14 protein-coding genes are annotated in these 17892 nt (G+C 32.6%); 3 read left to right on the top strand and 11 right to left on the bottom strand.

The annotated features are described in order from the left end of the window. Positions 1 to 4: 4 nt before the first annotated feature. From feoB to AB3G33_RS04455, 4 genes are all read right to left on the bottom strand, one after another. Positions 5 to 2104 carry a ferrous iron transport protein B gene (gene feoB, locus AB3G33_RS04470; RefSeq protein WP_367756420.1) on the bottom strand — a complete coding sequence of 700 codons (2100 nt, stop codon included), beginning with the start codon at positions 2102 to 2104 and terminating at the stop codon, positions 5 to 7. Continuing rightward, the gene (locus AB3G33_RS04465) at positions 2104 to 2343 is read right to left on the bottom strand and encodes a ferrous iron transport protein A (RefSeq protein ID WP_367756418.1); all 240 of its coding nucleotides are present in this window, start codon (positions 2341 to 2343) and stop codon (positions 2104 to 2106) included. The genes feoB and AB3G33_RS04465 overlap by 1 nt, the downstream gene beginning before the upstream one ends. 150 nt (positions 2344 to 2493) lie before the next feature. Then, the gene (locus AB3G33_RS04460) at positions 2494 to 3159 is read right to left on the bottom strand and encodes an SCO family protein (protein WP_367756416.1); all 666 of its coding nucleotides are present in this window, start codon (positions 3157 to 3159) and stop codon (positions 2494 to 2496) included. A gap of 125 nt (positions 3160 to 3284) precedes the next feature. Beyond that, complete coding sequence (locus AB3G33_RS04455; RefSeq protein WP_367772943.1) at positions 3285 to 5603, bottom strand: TonB-dependent receptor; 2319 nt, start codon at positions 5601 to 5603, stop codon at positions 3285 to 3287. Positions 5604 to 6112: 509 nt separating this feature from the next. Between AB3G33_RS04455 and AB3G33_RS04450 the strand changes: the two genes are divergently transcribed. Further along, complete coding sequence (locus tag AB3G33_RS04450) at positions 6113 to 8176, top strand: M13 family metallopeptidase (protein ID WP_367772941.1); 2064 nt, start codon at positions 6113 to 6115, stop codon at positions 8174 to 8176. Positions 8177 to 8246: 70 nt separating this feature from the next. Here the strand turns inward: AB3G33_RS04450 and AB3G33_RS04445 are convergent, their stop codons facing one another. The 5 genes from AB3G33_RS04445 to AB3G33_RS04425 all read right to left on the bottom strand — a co-directional run bounded on the left by AB3G33_RS04445 (position 8247) and on the right by AB3G33_RS04425 (position 14491). Further along, complete coding sequence (locus tag AB3G33_RS04445) at positions 8247 to 9191, bottom strand: DMT family transporter (RefSeq protein ID WP_367772938.1); 945 nt, start codon at positions 9189 to 9191, stop codon at positions 8247 to 8249. A 1-nt stretch (position 9192) separates the two neighbouring features. After that, positions 9193 to 10017 carry an SDR family oxidoreductase gene (locus tag AB3G33_RS04440; RefSeq protein ID WP_367772936.1) on the bottom strand — a complete coding sequence of 275 codons (825 nt, stop codon included), beginning with the start codon at positions 10015 to 10017 and terminating at the stop codon, positions 9193 to 9195. A 175-nt stretch (positions 10018 to 10192) separates the two neighbouring features. Further along, a complete protein-coding gene (locus AB3G33_RS04435) occupies positions 10193 to 12517 on the bottom strand; it encodes a M28 family peptidase (RefSeq protein WP_367774088.1) in 2325 nt (774 codons plus the stop codon). A gap of 99 nt (positions 12518 to 12616) precedes the next feature. Beyond that, on the bottom strand, positions 12617 to 12964 hold the full coding sequence (locus AB3G33_RS04430) for a hypothetical protein (RefSeq protein ID WP_367772934.1): 348 nt from the start codon (positions 12962 to 12964) through the stop codon (positions 12617 to 12619). 3 nt (positions 12965 to 12967) lie between these two features. Then, complete coding sequence (locus AB3G33_RS04425) at positions 12968 to 14491, bottom strand: carbon-nitrogen hydrolase family protein (RefSeq protein WP_367756404.1); 1524 nt, start codon at positions 14489 to 14491, stop codon at positions 12968 to 12970. Positions 14492 to 14680: 189 nt separating this feature from the next. Here AB3G33_RS04425 and AB3G33_RS04420 point away from each other — a divergent pair, with 189 nt between their 5' ends. Next, on the top strand, positions 14681 to 15013 hold the full coding sequence (locus AB3G33_RS04420; RefSeq protein WP_367772932.1) for a single-stranded DNA-binding protein: 333 nt from the start codon (positions 14681 to 14683) through the stop codon (positions 15011 to 15013). Positions 15014 to 15320: 307 nt separating this feature from the next. Here the strand turns inward: AB3G33_RS04420 and AB3G33_RS04415 are convergent, their stop codons facing one another. Both AB3G33_RS04415 and AB3G33_RS04410 read right to left on the bottom strand, forming a co-directional pair. Then, positions 15321 to 15839 carry a ferritin gene (locus AB3G33_RS04415; RefSeq protein ID WP_367756400.1) on the bottom strand — a complete coding sequence of 173 codons (519 nt, stop codon included), beginning with the start codon at positions 15837 to 15839 and terminating at the stop codon, positions 15321 to 15323. Positions 15840 to 15877: 38 nt separating this feature from the next. Further along, positions 15878 to 16507: a CatA-like O-acetyltransferase gene (locus tag AB3G33_RS04410; RefSeq protein WP_367772930.1), complete on the bottom strand. Its 630-nt coding sequence runs from the start codon at positions 16505 to 16507 to the stop codon at positions 15878 to 15880. 354 nt (positions 16508 to 16861) lie between these two features. Between AB3G33_RS04410 and AB3G33_RS04405 the strand changes: the two genes are divergently transcribed. Continuing rightward, positions 16862 to 17887: a hypothetical protein gene (locus tag AB3G33_RS04405; protein WP_367772928.1), complete on the top strand. Its 1026-nt coding sequence runs from the start codon at positions 16862 to 16864 to the stop codon at positions 17885 to 17887. The last annotated feature ends 5 nt before the right edge of the window (positions 17888 to 17892 follow it).

Raw genomic sequence — 17892 nt, 5'->3', positions numbered from 1 at the left:
TGTTTTACTTTAAAATTTGGTAGGCAATTAATGCTACAACGTAGGCAAAACCACTCATGAAAATAAGTTGTCCTAAAGGCCACTTCCATGAATTGGTTTCTTTACGCGTTATGGCTAATGTACTGGCACATTGTAAGGCAAATGCATAGAACAATAACAAGGAAATTCCAGAGGCAAAATTGAATATTTTCTTTCCAGTTTCAGGATTTATTTCCGCAGCCATTTTGTTTTTAATGGTATCTTCATTATCGCTTCCACCCACACTGTAAATAGTTGCTAATGTGCCCACAAAAACTTCACGAGCTGCAAATGAACTGATGATAGCAATCCCTATTTTCCAATCATAACCTAATGGTGAAATGGCAGGCTCAATGGTTTTTCCCATGATTCCGATATAAGAATTCTCCAATTTGTAAGAAGCCACTTTATTATCTAATTCCTGTGGAGTAATGGTCGTGTTTTCAGATTTAGTGCGTATTATTTCGTCGGCATTATTGAACTTCTTTCCTGGTCCATAAGAGGCTAAAAACCATAATACAATGGAAATAGCTAAGATTATTTTTCCAGCTCCAAAAACAAAAGCCTTCGTTTTTTCAATTACATTAATAGCTACGTTTTTAAACATTGGTAATTTGTAGTTTGGCATTTCAACTACAAAAAATGTTTTCCCTTTAATTTTTAATATTTTATTTAAAACATAAGCAGAGAATATTGCCATTCCAAAACCCAAAAGGTACAATAACATTAAGGTTAAACCTTGAAGATTAAATATTCCCAGAACACGAGTGTCAGGAATTACTAACGCAATGATAATAGCATAAACAGGCAGTCTAGCTGAACAGGTTGTAAAAGGGGTGACTAGTATGGTAATGATTCGTTCTTTCCAGTTTTCAATATTTCGAGTAGCCATAATTGCCGGAATAGCACAGGCAGTTCCTGAGATTAATGGAACAACACTTTTTCCTGATAACCCAAACTTTCGCATGATTTTATCCATCAAGAAAACCACTCTACTCATATAACCACTTTCTTCTAAGATGGATATGAATAAAAACAAAAATGCAATTTGAGGAATAAATATTAAAATTCCGCCGATACCAGGAATGATCCCTTGAGAAATTAAATTGGTTAAAACACCTGCTGGTAAAGTATCGTTTGCCAAGGTACTCAATGAGGCAAACGTGCTGTCTATAAAGTCCATTGGTATTTTTGACCAATCAAAAATAGATTGAAAAATAACAAACAAAATGACGAAGAAAATGAAGTACCCCCACACTTTATGCGTTAAAACACGATCCAGTTTAGAACGGAAATCTTTTGCAACTGAGGCATCAACGTTTAATCCTTCTTTGAGTACGTCATTGATAAACTGATATCTTTTTATCGTTTCTTTTTGCTGTAATCGTTTTAAATCCGAATGTGATTTTGTAAAGGAACTGTGAATTTCTTTACGTTCTAAGTTTAAGAAGTTAACATCCTGAGTAATAACCAGCCATAATTTATACAACAATTGGTTTGGGAACGCTTTGCGCAAGCTGTCAAAATACTCCGGATCAATTACCGATGCATTCAAACAAGGTTCGCTTGATATCGTTTTGTAAGTGATTATCATTTTTTTTAACTCCTCTATTCCAAATCCTTTTCTAGAACTGATTAAAGCAATTTTAGTTTTTAAATGTTCCTCCAGATATGGAATATTCAAAGTGATTCCCTTGTGTTCCATTCTGTCAGCCATATTAATGACTAAAATGGTCGGAATTTCAAGGTCTTTTATTTGGGTAAAAAGTAATAAATTACGTTTTAAATTTTCAACATCAGTAACAACAAGCGCAACATCAGGATATAGTTTATCGTTTTTATTAAGCAACAGTTCAATAACCACATTTTCATCAATAGAACTGGCATTTAAACTGTATGTTCCTGGTAAGTCTAGGATATTGGCTTTTATATTATTGGGTAATTTACAAAAACCTATTTTTTTCTCAACAGTAATCCCAGGGTAGTTTCCTACTTGTTGATTCAGTCCGGTTAATTGATTAAAAACTGATGTTTTTCCTGTATTTGGATTGCCTATTAAAGCTACGTTGATGTTTTTATTAATCATTATAGCTTGATTTTTATCATTTCCACTTCAATCTCGTTTGCTGTTTCCACTCTAATGGCCAAATGAGAACCATTAATATTTAAATATAATGGGTCTCCAAATGGAGCAATTTGCAATAATTCAACCATATTACCAGGTAAACAGCCCATTTCAAGTAATTTCAATGGAATGATATCAATATCAAAATCTTTGATAATGGCCTTTTCGCCTTTTTTAAGTGAATTTATCGTGGTGCGCAAGTCTTATTTAGATTGAATTAATATTGCAAAAATACATATTATAATATAAAAATGAATGATATTTATCATTTTTGTCTTTATTCCAAGAAAATTAAAATTCTGAAAACAAGACTGTTCTTTTTACTTTTACAAGTAGGAAATAAAAAGAAATTATTGGTTTGATAAAAAATTAATATCTTCAATTAACTTTTGAATATCTTCTTTTTTAGTACCGTCATAAAAACCACGAACTCTTCGTTTAGCATCTACTAACACAAAATTCTCCGTGTGAACCATATCGTATAATTCACTTGGCTTTCCCATTTTGACTGCTAAATATGATTTTCGAGCCATCGTGTATATTTCCTTTTTATCACCAGTAACTAAATTCCATTTGCTATCATTAACACCATATTTTATAGCATAGGCTTTTAAAGCAGCAACACTGTCTACCTCAGGAAATACAGTATGAGAAAGCAACATTACTTTTGGGTTATTGAGAATGGCTTTTTGAACATCAAATAAATTGGCGGTCATTTTAGGACAAATAGAACCGCAAGTAGTAAAGAAAAAATCAGCCACATATATTTTCCCTTCATAATCTTTTTGGGTAATGGTTTTCCCATTTTGATTTGTAAAAGAGAAATCGGCAATAGTATGGTACTTACTAATGTACTGCACCGTACTGTCAACTAGTTCAGGATTTACATCCGCAGGATTAAATATTGGAAGTGTTTTACTTGGTTTTAGGGCCGTATAGAATAAATATAGTATAATGGATGATAGTACAACAAAAACACCTAAAAATTTTCGGTATCTACTGAAAATTGATTTCATAAAAAATAATTTTTGCAAAAATACGAAAAGGTAATTTTAAAAAAGAATCTACAATGAAATCAATTTTAAATATCAAAAAAAAACTTGTTTTGTAAATCCATATTCTTGAATTCTTTTTTTCGTTGTTAAAATTTAACAATTACATTGCAAAATAGTTGTCTTCCATGCTGTAAAAATTGTTTTGGTCCGCCTATTCTTATATTGGGTTGGTAAAATTGGGAATTAAACATATTAGTAACAAACAATTGTGTAGCAATTTCGACATCATAGACTTTTATTTTTGTGTACGAAAATGTCAGATCAACTTTAGAAAAAGAGGGGATCGTCAGTATTTCATTAATGTCTTTATTACCGTGTTTTGCTTTTATTTCTGAATAATAATTTATTCTAGAATTGACTGTAAAGTCCTCTGTTATATTATACGTCAAGCCTCCAGTTATTCTATGTGGATAAACACCTAGATTTACCGTGCTAACACCTGCATATTCATCAGCATCTTTTCTAACATAGGAATAACTTATTTCGGTTCTGATTTTTCCTGTTTTATAAAATAATTGACTCTCAACACCAAAGACATTTATTATTTTACCAGAATTTACGAAACCACCCGTTTCTGTAGGCTCAATAAAATTTGTTGCTGTATTTCGATAGGCAACAACATTAGCTATCAAATTACTTGTAAACGATTGATTTATTCCAAGTTCGAAAGTATTCATCTTAGCTGGATTAAGCTCGTTAATAACATTATTTACTGAGGAAGCGCCCAGTTCAAAAATATTAGGTTCACGGAAAGCCTGCCCAAAAAGAAATCGAATAGACGTTTTTTGAAAAGGGGTGTAAACTAAACCACTACGAAAGGTAAAAATAGATTTATAAATATTGTGATAGTCAAATCGTCCACCTAGCGTAACGTATAATTTATCAAATAGTGTTTTTTGCAATTGTAAAAATAATGAGTTTTTATACTGACGATAAAAGGGTTTACGCATACTATTTTCGATCGAACGTGTTTCATCAAAACTAGGGTTTAATCGCTCTGTAGAAAGAGCTAAACCTAATAAATCAAACTCATCAAAAGTATAGCCACCGATTATAGATAACGTTTGACTCGGTTCATAATCTAATTGTACATTTCCTTTATATCGTTTTGAACCCGAGCTCGATTGTTGTGAATAAGCCATCATAAAATTGTCTTTAATTTCTTGTTCAGTAAGGGGAAATTCCGGATTATGTCCGTTTTTTACCATAGTGTCATAGATTACATTATCAAAAGTGTAGTTCACTCCCCAAAATCTTTCTTTATAAAATTGAATTTCTGAATTAATTTTAAGTTTAGCTGTAATGTTTTTTTCAACACCTGCATAATACAAGGCCAATTCACGGAAATCACTTTGATTTGTGTAATCTAATGAAATGTTTTCAAGTCCTTTACTTCCTTGAAGCTCATACCCTTCAATTCCCACATAAAACCCTTTGTAAGAAATTTTGGCAGCATAAGGAAGTGACCAACTTCTCTTTTTAAATTCTTGATTTACAGGAAATGCTTTAGTAGGAACTGCTTGTCTAAAATTTACGGTGTCTTTTATAAAGTCTTTGTAATCCCAAAGGTTAGATCGAAAATATCGAAAACTACCACTAATACGAAAATCAGCAAAATTTTTCCCAAAAACAATACTCTGAGATTGTGTTCCTTGTGTTCCAATTTCAGTGTGATACTCCGTTTTATTAAAATCAGAAGAGTCATTTTTTGTGATAATATTAATTACACCAACCAAAGCATTTGCACCATAAAGGGCTGATGCAGGACCTTGCAGAATTTCAACCTGCTTTATATTATGCGTTGCAAATTGTGTTGAAATAAAAGTCTCGGAAGCAAATAAATTTTGCATTTCTCTCCCATTGACTAACAGTAGTGTTTGTGAAAAATTACTTAGAAAACCTCGTTGTCCTCCAAAAGTAAAATGGTCAGTTCTTATCGGGACCACACCTGGAATGTTTTCTAATAAACTGGTTAAATCATAATATCCTTTTTCTATAATATCTTTTTCGGTGACTACATAAATTGTTGCAGGTGCAATTTTTTGATTCTGTGGTTTTTTCGAAGCTGTTATCACTTCAATATTCATTAGTTCATCCAAACTGAGTTCAAATAAATCAACATCAGTAATCAAAGACATAGTTATGTTTATAACATCATTGGTAATTTCGACTACTTGATCTTTATAGTTTTCTTTAGTGAATTCAAGGGTACTATACGTTTCTGGCACTTCAATAGAATACTTACCAGCGGCATCTGTAAAAGTTTTTAGGGCCGTATTTTTCACACTGACTTTTACACTTTCAATAGGCCTGTTTGTTTTATCACTTATTACCCCAGTTACTATTTGTTGTGCAAATGCAATATTTACTGTGAGAACCAATATAATAAATAAAGACTTTTTCATCGTTCCTTTTTTTATTACTAATTGATATTCGTTGACTAAAATAGTCACTTCAGTTTTGCCTGATAGATCTCGACCAACTCTATAAAATATTTGTTTATAGTTGCATTTTAAATAGTCATCAACTTTGGAGCATTTTGTTGGTAGACGTTGTCAATCCCTATTTTTATTAAATTTATCTTTTTCAAAAATAGCTTTATCGTATTTCCTATTTGAGTTTGACACAATACTGCTAAATTATTTCTAAGAATGAAGTTCTTCTTGCAGAATAAAGTTAGTCATTTTTTTGTTTAGAACAGTTGTTTTCCTATTAAAAGAAGTTGAAAAACGACTCTTCTAATAAAATTAGTATTATAATTTTCAACCATTTATATTATAACTGGGAGAAATAATGTTATTCAAAAAAAGCCTTTGAATAGATTATTTAACAAAACATCGACTACATGTTAATTTTAACATCTTATTTAAAATATTATTGATATGTTTGTGTATCAGTCTAAACCATTATAAAAATGAAAAAATATTTCAACAACACTCTTTTCTTTACGATTCCTGCAATTTTTGGATTAGCGACCATTCAGGCTCAAAACGTTCCGGTACATCAAAATCCTGGGATTAATGTTTCAAATATGGACAAAAGCATTCGGTCAAATGATGACTTTTTTAGATTTGTAAATGGAGCTTGGCTAGACAAAACAGAAATTCCAAGTGATAGAACTTCTTGGGGAAGTTTTAATGAATTACTTAAAAAAACGGATAAAGATGCACTTGCCATTTTGAAAGAAGCTGCAAAAAATCCTAAATATAAGTTCAACACAGATCAAGGAAAAGCGATTAATCTTTTCAATTCAATTTTAGACACAGTCAACAGAGACAAACAAGATATCATTCCATTATTACCCTACTTAGCCAAAATAGATAAAATAAGAAACTCTCAAGACCTTCAGAAAGTATTGATTGAAATGGAACCCATTGGTGGCCTTGGTTTTTTTGGAGTAAGTGTAGGAGCTGATGATAAAAACAGTTCTAAAAACGCACTTAACTTAGGAGTAGTTCGATTAGGGTTACCTGATAAAGATTATTATACATCAGAAGAGAAAGACACGAAAGAAAAAAGACAAAAATACGAATTACATATTGCTCGAATGCTACAATTCATAGGAGAAACTCCAGAGCAAGCCAAAGAAAGTGCTAGTGCGATTTTAGCCTTGGAAATTGAATTGTCAAAACCACGTTTAGACAGAGTAGAACGTAGAGACGGAAGATTGCAATACAATCCAATGACTATTGCTCAATTACAAAAAATAACTCCGCTAATAAATTGGGGAAATTATTTTTCAGGTCTTGGTTTTACAAAATTAGACACAGTTATAGTTTCAGAGCCAAAATACATGAAAGCATTGCAAACTATTCTTGTAGAAAATAATGTTACAGCTTGGAAAGAATACATGAAATGGACATTATTAAACAAATCTACTAGCTTACTTTCTACTACAATTGAATCAGCCAATTTTGATTTCTATGGTAAAACATTAACTGGTGCAATTAAGCAACGACCAAGAGAAGAAAGAGCACTACAAACCGTAAATGGATCTGTGGGAGAAGCTTTAGGGAAATTATACGTTGAAAAAATGTTTCCTGCTGAAGCAAAAGCAAAAGCGGAGAAAATGATTAGAAACATTATTATTGCGTATCAAAATCGAATTAATGATTTAACTTGGATGTCAGCAGAAACCAAAGTTAAAGCAATTGAAAAATTAAGTAAGATTGCCATCAAAATTGGATATCCTGACAAATGGAAGGATTACTCCAAATTAGATATTAAAGCAGTTACTGATGGTGGTAGTTATTTTGAAAATTCAAAAAATCTAGCAAGATGGAGCTTTCAAAAAGATATTGACAAACTATACAAACCAGTAGATAAAACGGAATGGTACATGTCACCACAAACGGTAAATGCCTATTACAATCCCTCTTATAATGAAATTGTTTTCCCAGCAGCAATTTTACAACCTCCATTTTATAACTACCAAGCAGATGAAGCCGTAAATTATGGCGGAATAGGCGCCGTTATTGGTCATGAAATTTCTCATGGATTTGATGATTCAGGAGCGCGTTACAATGCTGATGGAAACCTAGTAGACTGGTGGACTGCTAATGATTTAAAAGAATTTACTGCACTAGGAACTTCACTTGCGGATCAATACAGTGCTTTAGAACCTTTACCAGGAGTTCATGTAGATGGTAAATTTACCTTGGGAGAAAACATTGGTGATTTGGGAGGCGTGAATGCAGCTTATGATGGATTACAATTGTATTTAAAAGACAATAAAAACCCAGGTCTTATCGATGGCTTTACACCGCAACAACGTTTCTTTATTGCTTGGACAACAGTTTGGAGAACTAAATCCCGTGATGAAGCCTTAAAAAATCAAGTAAAAACTGATCCGCATTCTCCAGGAATGTATCGTGCTTACGTACCTATCCAAAATGTGGATGCTTTCTATGATGCATTTGGAATAAAAAAAGGAGACGGTATGTATATTGAACCCGAAAAAAGAGTTAAAATCTGGTAAGAAAAAGTATTATAAAATCAAAACCCAAGTGAGAACTTGGGTTTTTTTGTATCTATAAGTAAACATGTTTTTATGCTATATTTTCCAAGGCTATTTTACGGGCTTTTCGTATCGAATGATTCACCATATACAAGCCACAAAGCGTAACTGCTCCACCTAAAGCAATGGCCATTGTAAGTAGTTCTCCAAAGATAAATGCACCTAATAGCACCGCTACAATAGGATTAATGTAAGCATAAATACTATTTATTTCAGGCGGCAATTTTTGTAGCATATAGATAAATGCAATAAAGGTTATAACCGATCCAATGATTACCAAATATGCAATTGCCCACCAAGAATTTACTGGAATTGATGTTATATTCACCCCCGTTCCTGTTGCCCCCGTAATCGTCAAAAGGAAAATACTGGAAATAAGCATTTGTAATCCGAGGCTGAAATAAGGATTAAAAGTGGCCGCTTTTTTCTTAGTATATAAACTTCCAAAAGCCCAACTTATCGTAGATATTACTGAAAGTAGAATTCCAAATCTGAAATCAGGCTGCAAGAAATCAGTTAGATGATCGTAAAAAATAACACAAACACCACCAAAACTTACTATCAAACCTAATATAGCCTGTTTAGCTAATTTCTCTCCTCTAAAAAAAGTAATAATCACAATCCATAAAGGAAAAACAGCATTTATAATTGCACCCAGTCCACTACTAATATATTTAACTCCCCAAGTACTCAAACCGTTACTCAATGCAAAATTAAGTAAACTCAATATGATAATTGTTTTCCACTGTTTCCCTTTTGGCCAAGGTGCTTTTTTATAAAGAAAAAAACAAACATAAAGTAACCCACCAATGAACTGTCTAATTCCTGCCAATTGCAAAGCAGGCATATGCTTCACTCCTTCTTTTGAAGCAATCCAAGTGGTTCCCCAAAAAAAACACACAACACAAAGTGCTAGAATAGGCAAGCCAATTTCATTAATCTTATTTGAAAATGAATTTTGAATTTTTTTTATCACTCTATAACTGTTTTATTGCAAATGAATAATGAAGTGTTTGTTCTAATTTATCACTTAATATCGTTTTTCCTACCGACCCTTTTTCGTGATTGAACTGTGGTGGGACTAAGTTATCTTCTAATGCTTTTTGAGTATAATATTCTTCTCTTGAAGGATGAAATGGAGTAACTGCATTGAAGGTGTCGCCCCAAATATTAGTTTCAATAATTTTCAAGATAATACCAATACAGTCATCTTGATGAATTAGATTGATAGGTGCTTCAGGATTGTCAACATTTTCTTTCCCAGCTAGAAATCGGGCAGGATGACGATCATTGCCAATTAAACCTCCAAAACGCAAAATGGTCGTTTTAAAATGAGTATTCTCTACTAATAATTCTTCTATTGCTAGTAATTGTTTGCCACTTTCAGTTACGGGTATCGGTTTTGTATGTTCATCAACTACAGCATTGGCCTCGCCATAAACAGCTGTTGAACTAATAAACAAGAGCTGTTGAACAGAAGACTTTTCGAGTGAAGGTAAAAGACCTGCTATTTTTTTCACAAATGAATTGTTATTGGCATCCGAATAATCCTTGTTCTTTCCTCTTAATTTGGGCGGAATGGCAATGATAAGTGTTTCACTTCCTTCAAAAAAAGCAGGAATAGCATCAGGAACGCTTTCGCTTTCAAGAGCCAACAAAAAAGGTTGAATTTCTGCATTTTCTAATGTAGAAAGTTTCTCTACTGAAGTTGTTGAGCCTTTTACAATAAATTTTTTTTCAACTAAAGCTTTCGCCAAAGGCAAACCCAACCAACCACAACCTAGAATGCTAATTTGTTTCATTTTTAACTTAAATAGAGAATACAAAAGTAGTATAAATCGAAAGGATTTTCGATAAAAATTTTAGTGTCATTTTTAGTTTTATTCTAAAATTAAAAACCGCAAATTCACAGCTTTAATTGGTGAATTTGCGGTTAATTTTAGACTTTAAAATCAAATAAATATTTAAAAAATAGAATTATTGCTCTACACTTAAACTATCCTTTACTTTTAAAACTGGCGTTCTTTGGACCGTTTTAATTGTCTCTATAATTATTGGAACTTCAATCACTTTAGGAGAGGGTTTTATTCTTTCTTTAATCACTACAGCATCATTTAAAACAAAGGGAGTTGGCATCATCCAGGGCGCCCTTGGAGTCATCTTAAATAATGGGTTAGACATTAAATCAAAAGAGCTTTCTAAAAGCTGCATATCAAACAGCCCTGATTTATCTATGGCAAATTGCATCTCTAGCGGTTCGTTATTAACTACATAATAACTTAGAATTTTCTTACCGTTGCGATTCATCTTTGATCCATTTTGTTCTAGTTGTTTTGCTCCATTGGCTTTAAAATCATAAAATACTATTTTTTCATTAGCAAAAATATCATAGCGATTAACGGTACGATTGGGACTGATTTTAATTTTAAAATAGCGGTGATTTCCACCTACACTGTCTTTTAGAAATTCAATGGTAGGTTTTGCCAATTCTTTCACAGGCGTTTCCGTGGCGTAAGTAAATTGAGAATCGTATTTACTGAACAACGGAGTTTCAGCCCAAGAAGTTGCATGTTTTGGGTTTTCACCCAAATAGCTTTTAGTCCAAACATCTAGGTTTTTATCATAGGTAACCCAATGGGCTTTATTTTTATCTGCGTCATAAATGTAAACCAAACTGTTCGATTTGGCTTTGCCTTTTTCATAGCCTGATTCGTAGTGTGCTTTCGCAAAAAATCCGATAGAAAGTAATAAAAAGACAACTGCCCATCTTCCCTTTTTAACAAAAGTCCCAAAAACTGGTAATAACAATGCAAAAGTTAATGCCGTAAGAATCGCACTTCCAAAAAGAATTTTCAACCCTAATCCTATAGGGAACATTTGAATAAAGGGCGCAATCAACAATAAAGCAGGGATAATTAAAATAAGGTTTAAAAGTAGACTCGATTTTTGTGTGATGATAAAAATTCCAAAAACAAAAATTCCAAAATATACAGGAATAATTAAAAATCCAGCGCCTTGTAAATAGAAAGCAATAAATCCATTAATAACAAGCCACAGGAACAAAGGAGCTACATAATGGTTCATCGTCCTTTTATTAACAGATAATTTTTGATAAAATGCAAAACAAATGGCCAAGCTTAATAACACAAAGGCAACAATATAAGCATGTCCATTGTAGGTAAAGCCATTGAGTAAATCAGTGTACTGCGGGTACACCATCAAGAGTCCTTTCCATCCAAAAAAGGTCACCAATCCAGCAGTTAGTATTGAACCTAAAAGGGGGACAAATCCTTTTATGATTTCTGAAAAAGTTAAAATTCTTTTAGCAATTCCTATAAAAATTAAAAACATAAAAAGAAGTAATGCTATGAATAACATTGGTAAAACCCAGCTAAAAGGGTAATGTATAAAGGTGTAAGGAATGGTGAAATAGATATCGTCATTTGCAATTTGAGTGCTGTTTAAGTCCGCATTCGAAAAGTAATGCAATATGGGCATCAAGTAACTTCCCTGATGTGCCAATGTGTTTTTATTTAAATGGCTACTATCATCTTGAGCGGTATGGTAATTATAGTGATCATCAATAAATGCAAAATTATACCCTTGAATGTTTCCTTTTTCTCTAAAAACAGTTAAATCAGTATCGTTAGGAAGCATTTTATAAATACTGTACATCAAAGAGTTGGTTACTGGCATTGGTGCCCCCGCAGCAGCAAATTCTTTTACTAACTCAGCGTTACCCCCGTTTGTTTCCATAAGCATGTAACTAGGTCCTGAAGAACCTCGCGCCTCAAAATTTAGAACCAATCCAATTTCTTTTGCCCATTGGTGTTCTGTTACAAAAAGAGCGGCTCCGTTTAAACCCAATTCTTCGGCATCCGAAAAAAGAATAATAACATCATTTTTATGAGGTGTTTTCGCATATAAAAAAGCACGTACACTTTCTAAAATTGTAGCTACCCCAGAACCAGCATCACTGGCGCCACGAGAAGACGAATGTGGGGCACTGTCGTAATGGGTAAGCAATAATAAGGCTTTTGTATTTTGAGTCCCTTTTATTCGAGCTAAGATATTTTTAGATTTAACTAAGTTTCCCCAGTCAGTTAAGGTATATCCTTCTTGTATAGATGTTTCTAGTCCTAATTTATGTAGTTCTTGTTGCAAGTATTCAGCGACTTTTTCGTGATTGGTCGAGCCTACATAATGGGGTTGTTTTGAAATCGCTTCTACTTGAGTGAAAGCTCTATTAGTTGAAAATTCAGATAGTGGAACGGCATCATTAGAAGTCCATTGTGGCATCATGGTAAAATAAAGTATTCCTAGTACAATAAGAATAAACAAAATGTAAAATAGGGAGGAAAAACCTTTTTTCATACTTGGGGGATTTGGGGTGTTGTGGTATTAAATATCTTTTTTAACTAACATATAGAAATCATTGTCCAAAAGCATATAGCCTTGATCATACAAGAAATAGTAGGTATTTCCTGTTTTAGTATTCAATATGTTAGTGAAAAATTCAAAATCAAACCCCTTACTAAGTAATTTAGCTCGGGTTGTTTTTGACTTTCCATCGGGATTAAGTTCTAGTAGGATGCGATAATTTTTGCGCAATTTATTATTAACATTGCGCATAAAATTATTGTTGTCTTTGTTTATTTTGTTATTATAGGCATTGCGACAACCATCACTACAGAATTTTTTATCTTCCCGCCCTACAATTTTCTCACCACATTCTAAACAATTTTTCATTTATTATATTTTTTTCAAACTATATAAATCGTGTCTTCTGTCTTTCATGATTTTTACACTTCCATGTTCGTGTAGTTCTCTTAAAAGATTAATGTCAACATCCACAATTAAAGTCATCTCCGTATTTGGTGTTGCTTCCGCTTTTACTCCATTACTTGGAAACGCAAAATCGGAAGGCGTAAATACAGCTGCTTGTGCGTATTGTATATCCATATTATTCACTTTAGGCAAATTACCTACACAACCTGCAATGGCAACATAACATTCATTTTCAATGGCTCTTGCTTGTGCACAGTGTTTTACTCGTGTATATCCATTTTGGGTGTCAGTAAGGAAAGGGACAAATAAAATATTCATTCCTTCATCAGCCATTAACCTAGAAAGTTCTGGGAACTCTACATCATAACAAATGACAATTCCTATTTTTCCACAATCAGTATCAAAGGTTTGTATCGTGTCTCCTCCTGTAATTCCCCAGTGGAAAATTTCATTTGGGGTAATGTGTATTTTGCGATACATTTCGTTTGTACCATCACGTTTGCATAAAAAACCAACATTATAAACATGTTCGTTCTCTATGAAAGGCATACTACCCGTGATAATATTGATATTATAGGAAATCGCAAATTCTTGAAATTTTAATTTTACTGCATCTGTATGTTTTGCAAGTTCACGAATCGCTTCGGCTTCTGACAAATGGTTGAAGTCAGCCATTAAGGGCGCAGTAAAAAACTCTGGAAATAAAGCAAAATCACTTCCATAACCCGAAACGGTATCAATAAAAAATTCAGCTTGTTCAAAAAGCGCATCTAGATTAGCTAATGAACGCATTTGCCATTGGATTAATCCAAGTCTCACCACACTTTTGGTTGTGTTAATTAACTTTGGACTGTCATCATAATAAATATTGTTCCATTCTAACAGAACAGCATACTCAAGAGATTCCGTATCTCCTTCTAAATAATTCTTAAGCACACGAACTTCATGGAAATCATTACTTAATTGAAATGATAAAACAGGATCGTATATTTCTTTTTTCTTTACTTTTTCAATATATACTTTTGGAGTAATTTCATCTTTATATTTTCCGTAAGATGGAATTCTACCTGCAAAAATGATTGATTTTAAGTTTAATTGTTCACACAATTCTTTTCTAACATCATACAAACGTCTTCCTAATCGAAGTCCGCGGTATTTAGGATTGATAAAAACATCAATACCATAAATAACTTCTCCTAAAGGGTTATGAGTTGAAAAAGTATAATTACCTGTAATATTTTTGTACGTTCTAGTCTTGAATGCAAAATCTTCTGTAACTAAAATAGATAATGCAGAGCCAACTACAATTCCATCAACAACAATTACCAATTGTCCTTCTGGAAATATTTTTAATAAGGTCTCTAATTGTTCTTCTTTCCAAAATGATTCAGCCATTTCTGGATACGACTCAATCATTGATTTTTTTAATTCTTTATAATCCTCTATTTTTAAATTTCTTAATTCAATAGACTGTATTGTACTTGGCATATGTAAATATTTTTTGACAAATATAAGGAATTTATTATCCGTTTACAAACGTTTACAAATATTTACAACCGAAAGTAATTGAATACTAACCGAATAAGTTTTAGTTATTGTCGAATCTTTGCCATGTCGAAACAAACAAACATCGGCACGATTTTTACACTTAACAATAACATTTAAAATTTACACGCCATGAATGCATTAAGAAACAAAGTACAGTTAATCGGACACCTAGGAAACGACCCTGAAATCAAAAATTTTGACGGAGGAAAAAAACTAGCCAATTTTACATTAGCTACTAATGAAACCTATAAAAATGACAAAGGGGAAAAGGTAGAAGAAACCCAATGGCATAGACTTATAGCTTGGGGGAAAACGGCCGAAATAATTGAAAAATACGTAACTAAAGGGAAGGAAATTGCTGTTGAAGGAAAATTAACCCACAGAAGCTATGACGATAAAAATGGGGAAAAACGCTATGTAACCGAGGTAGTGGTAACGGAACTCCTTTTATTAGGAAAGTAATTTTATTTAAGAACTATTTTTTAACAAGTCAATAAACACAAAAACCATCGATACTAGTCGATGGTTTTTTTATTTAAACTAAAATAGTTCTTACTTATCGTTGATCAAATCTAGGGCAACGTTTACATCGCTTATCTTCTCCGTCTTTGTAGTTCTCACAACACTTTTTCTTTAACCCTTTATCAGACTTATCTTTTTTAAGGAGTTTTTTTTTATCCTTTTTTTTGGCTTTATTTTTATCCTTTTTACTCAATTTGTAAAGAGTTAAAATTAAGAAAGCAATTATAATTCAGAAATTAAGAGTCTCTTACTTCGAATGACCTGAAGTCACACTATTTACCGTTAATTGTTGGATATCTCTATCAAACAAATACAAACCTCCCTTGTCATCTCCTATCAAATGTATTTTATCTAGTATGTTTTTAGCTTGCGCTTCTTCTTCTATTTGTTCAGCAACATACCACTGTAAGAAGTTATGAGTCGCATAGTCTTTTTCGGAAAGAGCAATATGAACCAATTCATTAATCGATTCCGAAACGAAAACTTCGTGTTTATACAACTCTTCAAACATTTCCTGAAAAGTGAGATAGGTTGTTTTGGGAGCCTTTAGTTGGGTTACTTGAGCATGTCCACCACGTTCGTTGATAAATTTAATTAACTTCAACATATGTACGCGTTCCTCATCTGATTGTGCATACATAAATTTAGAAATCCCTTCTAGTCCATGAGTTTCTGCCCATGAAGCCATTGAAAGGTAGGTTTGCGAAGATTCAGCTTCAATACGAACCTGATCGTTCAGTGCGGATTCAATATTTTTTGATAGCATAACTAAATGTTTTCTATAAAGTTACAAAAAAGAAAAGACTATTGATTCATTAACTCTTGAAAACAGTCTACAAATTGTCCTACATGCAAACCATCCATTAATCCATGATGAACATGTATTGACATTGACATCGTTTTTTTTCCAGCTTCATTAGTACTCATTTTTCCAAATGAAATTTTTGGGCAACTATCGGGAAAAGTATAACTGCGGGCATGCGAAAGGGATGTGAAATTAATCCATGGAATTGCAGAAAAATGAATTACATTATCCGTATCAAAAGCACGAGTAAAAAGGCCTGGTGCATTTTGAACCCGTTCTATTTCTAATACCGCATTGGCGGTAAAAATTTCAAAATCAGCATCGTATTCTATCCATGAAAAACCAAAAGAACCATCTGTTCTTCCTATCGTTGCTGAACCGTCAATTTTATCATAAATAATAATCTTATCCTCTGAAATTCGGTACCTAAAAGGTTCAATTGTATTCACTGCCACTAACGTTTTGTAGAGGTAATAAATAAAAAAAGTGCTTCCCAGTTTTTTTGAAGTTTGATAGGCTTTAGTACAATCAATTTCTACGGTTACACCAAAAAAAGATTCTTCAAATTTTCTAAAAAAATTAAAATGCTCTTTTCTAGGCCAGTTTTCAATATCTAAATATGTTTTCAAAATGTTGCTCTTAAATTATTTTTCAAAATTACAGCTATTTAATTTTAAGACGGTATTTACAGGAGAAAACTGTTTCCTTTTTTTAAACAACTAAAGTAGCACGTCTTGGAATTTCATATAATAATTGGCAGTAAAATCAAAACCAATATAGAAATACTATAGATAAGGATAATACAACTAAAAAAACATTCAAAAACAAAAGGAGAGTTAAAAAAATGTAGCTGATTTTTTGCTAAAAAAACAGCTGCTAAAAAAAATTCTTTCTTAATGATTATATTATAAAATCATACCATATAAACATAACAAATAGCATATAAATAGACTTACCTTTGTGTAAACATCTAATTTATTTTTATGAAAAATTCCGTTATCCTATCACTTTCTATTTCTATTTTGATTGTCTTTTCTAGTTGCAATCAAGGTAAAGCCGCGGACGAAAAAATAATTGAAAAACAAACTACTAAAGTCGTTACAGATTCTGTAAAGAAAAAAATAGTTTCTACTATAGATACCTTAGATTATAATAAAAGAATGCTAGCGATTAGCAATAATGACACTACAGGAAGATGGCCTGTAAAAACACCTTATCCTTTACCCGGAGCATTATTACCATACAATAGGATTATTGCTTTTTATGGAAATTTGTATTCCAAAAGAATGGGGATACTTGGAGAAATCCCAAAAGAACAAATGCTTAAGCAATTACAAGGAGAAGTGGCCAAATGGGCAGCAGCTGACCCTACAGTTAAAACAATTCCTGCTTTGCATTATATTGCAGTTACTGCTCAAGGCGCACCTGGAAAAGACAATATGCATCGCATGAGAATGCCGTTTAAACAAATTGACACCATAATAAGCTGGGCAAAGCCTATCGACGCACTAATTTTTCTAGATATCCAAGTAGGACATAGCACTGTAAAAACCGAAGTAACTCAACTAGAACAATATCTCGCTTTACCCAACGTACATTTAGGAATCGATCCCGAATTTTCATTGAAAAACGGGCACGTGCCTGGTACTAAAATAGGGACATTTACTGCAGACGATATCAATGACGCGATAGACATCCTTGCTAATTTGGTCAAAAAAAATAAATTGACTCCAAAGGTGTTAATCGTACATCGCTTTACACAAGGAATGGTCACTAATTATAAAAAAATAAAAACAGTTCCTGAAGTACAGGTAGTAATGGATATGGATGGTTTTGGTAGCAAAGTACTTAAAAGATCCACTTACCTTACTTATATCTATAGAGAACCTGTTCAATTTACAGGATTTAAATTGTTTTATAAAAATGACAATTGGAACGATTGGAAAATGTACACTCCTGAAGAGTTGTTGAAATTTACTCCAAAACCACTATACATTCAATACCAATAATTAAT

Origin of the sequence: Flavobacterium sp. WC2421 (genome assembly GCF_040822115.1) — a bacterium.
Lineage (GTDB): Bacteria > Bacteroidota > Bacteroidia > Flavobacteriales > Flavobacteriaceae > Flavobacterium.
The sequence above is the reverse complement of the archived record's forward strand: the minus strand, read 5'-3'. Positions and strand labels throughout refer to the sequence as shown.

What these genes read in the sequence shown, in the direction of transcription:
- AB3G33_RS04425 (WP_367756404.1), bottom strand. Translation starts at nt 14,491, where the DNA reads ATGCCAAGTACAATACAGTCTATTGAATTAAGAAATTTAAAAATAGAG.
- AB3G33_RS04420 (WP_367772932.1), top strand. Translation starts at nt 14,681, where the DNA reads ATGAATGCATTAAGAAACAAAGTACAGTTAATCGGACACCTAGGAAAC.
- AB3G33_RS04440 (WP_367772936.1), bottom strand. Translation starts at nt 10,017, where the DNA reads ATGAAACAAATTAGCATTCTAGGTTGTGGTTGGTTGGGTTTGCCTTTG.
- AB3G33_RS04450 (WP_367772941.1), top strand. Translation starts at nt 6,113, where the DNA reads ATGAAAAAATATTTCAACAACACTCTTTTCTTTACGATTCCTGCAATT.
- AB3G33_RS04405 (WP_367772928.1), top strand. Translation starts at nt 16,862, where the DNA reads ATGAAAAATTCCGTTATCCTATCACTTTCTATTTCTATTTTGATTGTC.
- feoB (WP_367756420.1), bottom strand. Translation starts at nt 2,104, where the DNA reads ATGATTAATAAAAACATCAACGTAGCTTTAATAGGCAATCCAAATACA.
- AB3G33_RS04460 (WP_367756416.1), bottom strand. Translation starts at nt 3,159, where the DNA reads ATGAAATCAATTTTCAGTAGATACCGAAAATTTTTAGGTGTTTTTGTT.
- AB3G33_RS04415 (WP_367756400.1), bottom strand. Translation starts at nt 15,839, where the DNA reads ATGCTATCAAAAAATATTGAATCCGCACTGAACGATCAGGTTCGTATT.
- AB3G33_RS04435 (WP_367774088.1), bottom strand. Translation starts at nt 12,517, where the DNA reads ATGATGCCACAATGGACTTCTAATGATGCCGTTCCACTATCTGAATTT.
- AB3G33_RS04430 (WP_367772934.1), bottom strand. Translation starts at nt 12,964, where the DNA reads ATGAAAAATTGTTTAGAATGTGGTGAGAAAATTGTAGGGCGGGAAGAT.
- AB3G33_RS04455 (WP_367772943.1), bottom strand. Translation starts at nt 5,603, where the DNA reads ATGAAAAAGTCTTTATTTATTATATTGGTTCTCACAGTAAATATTGCA.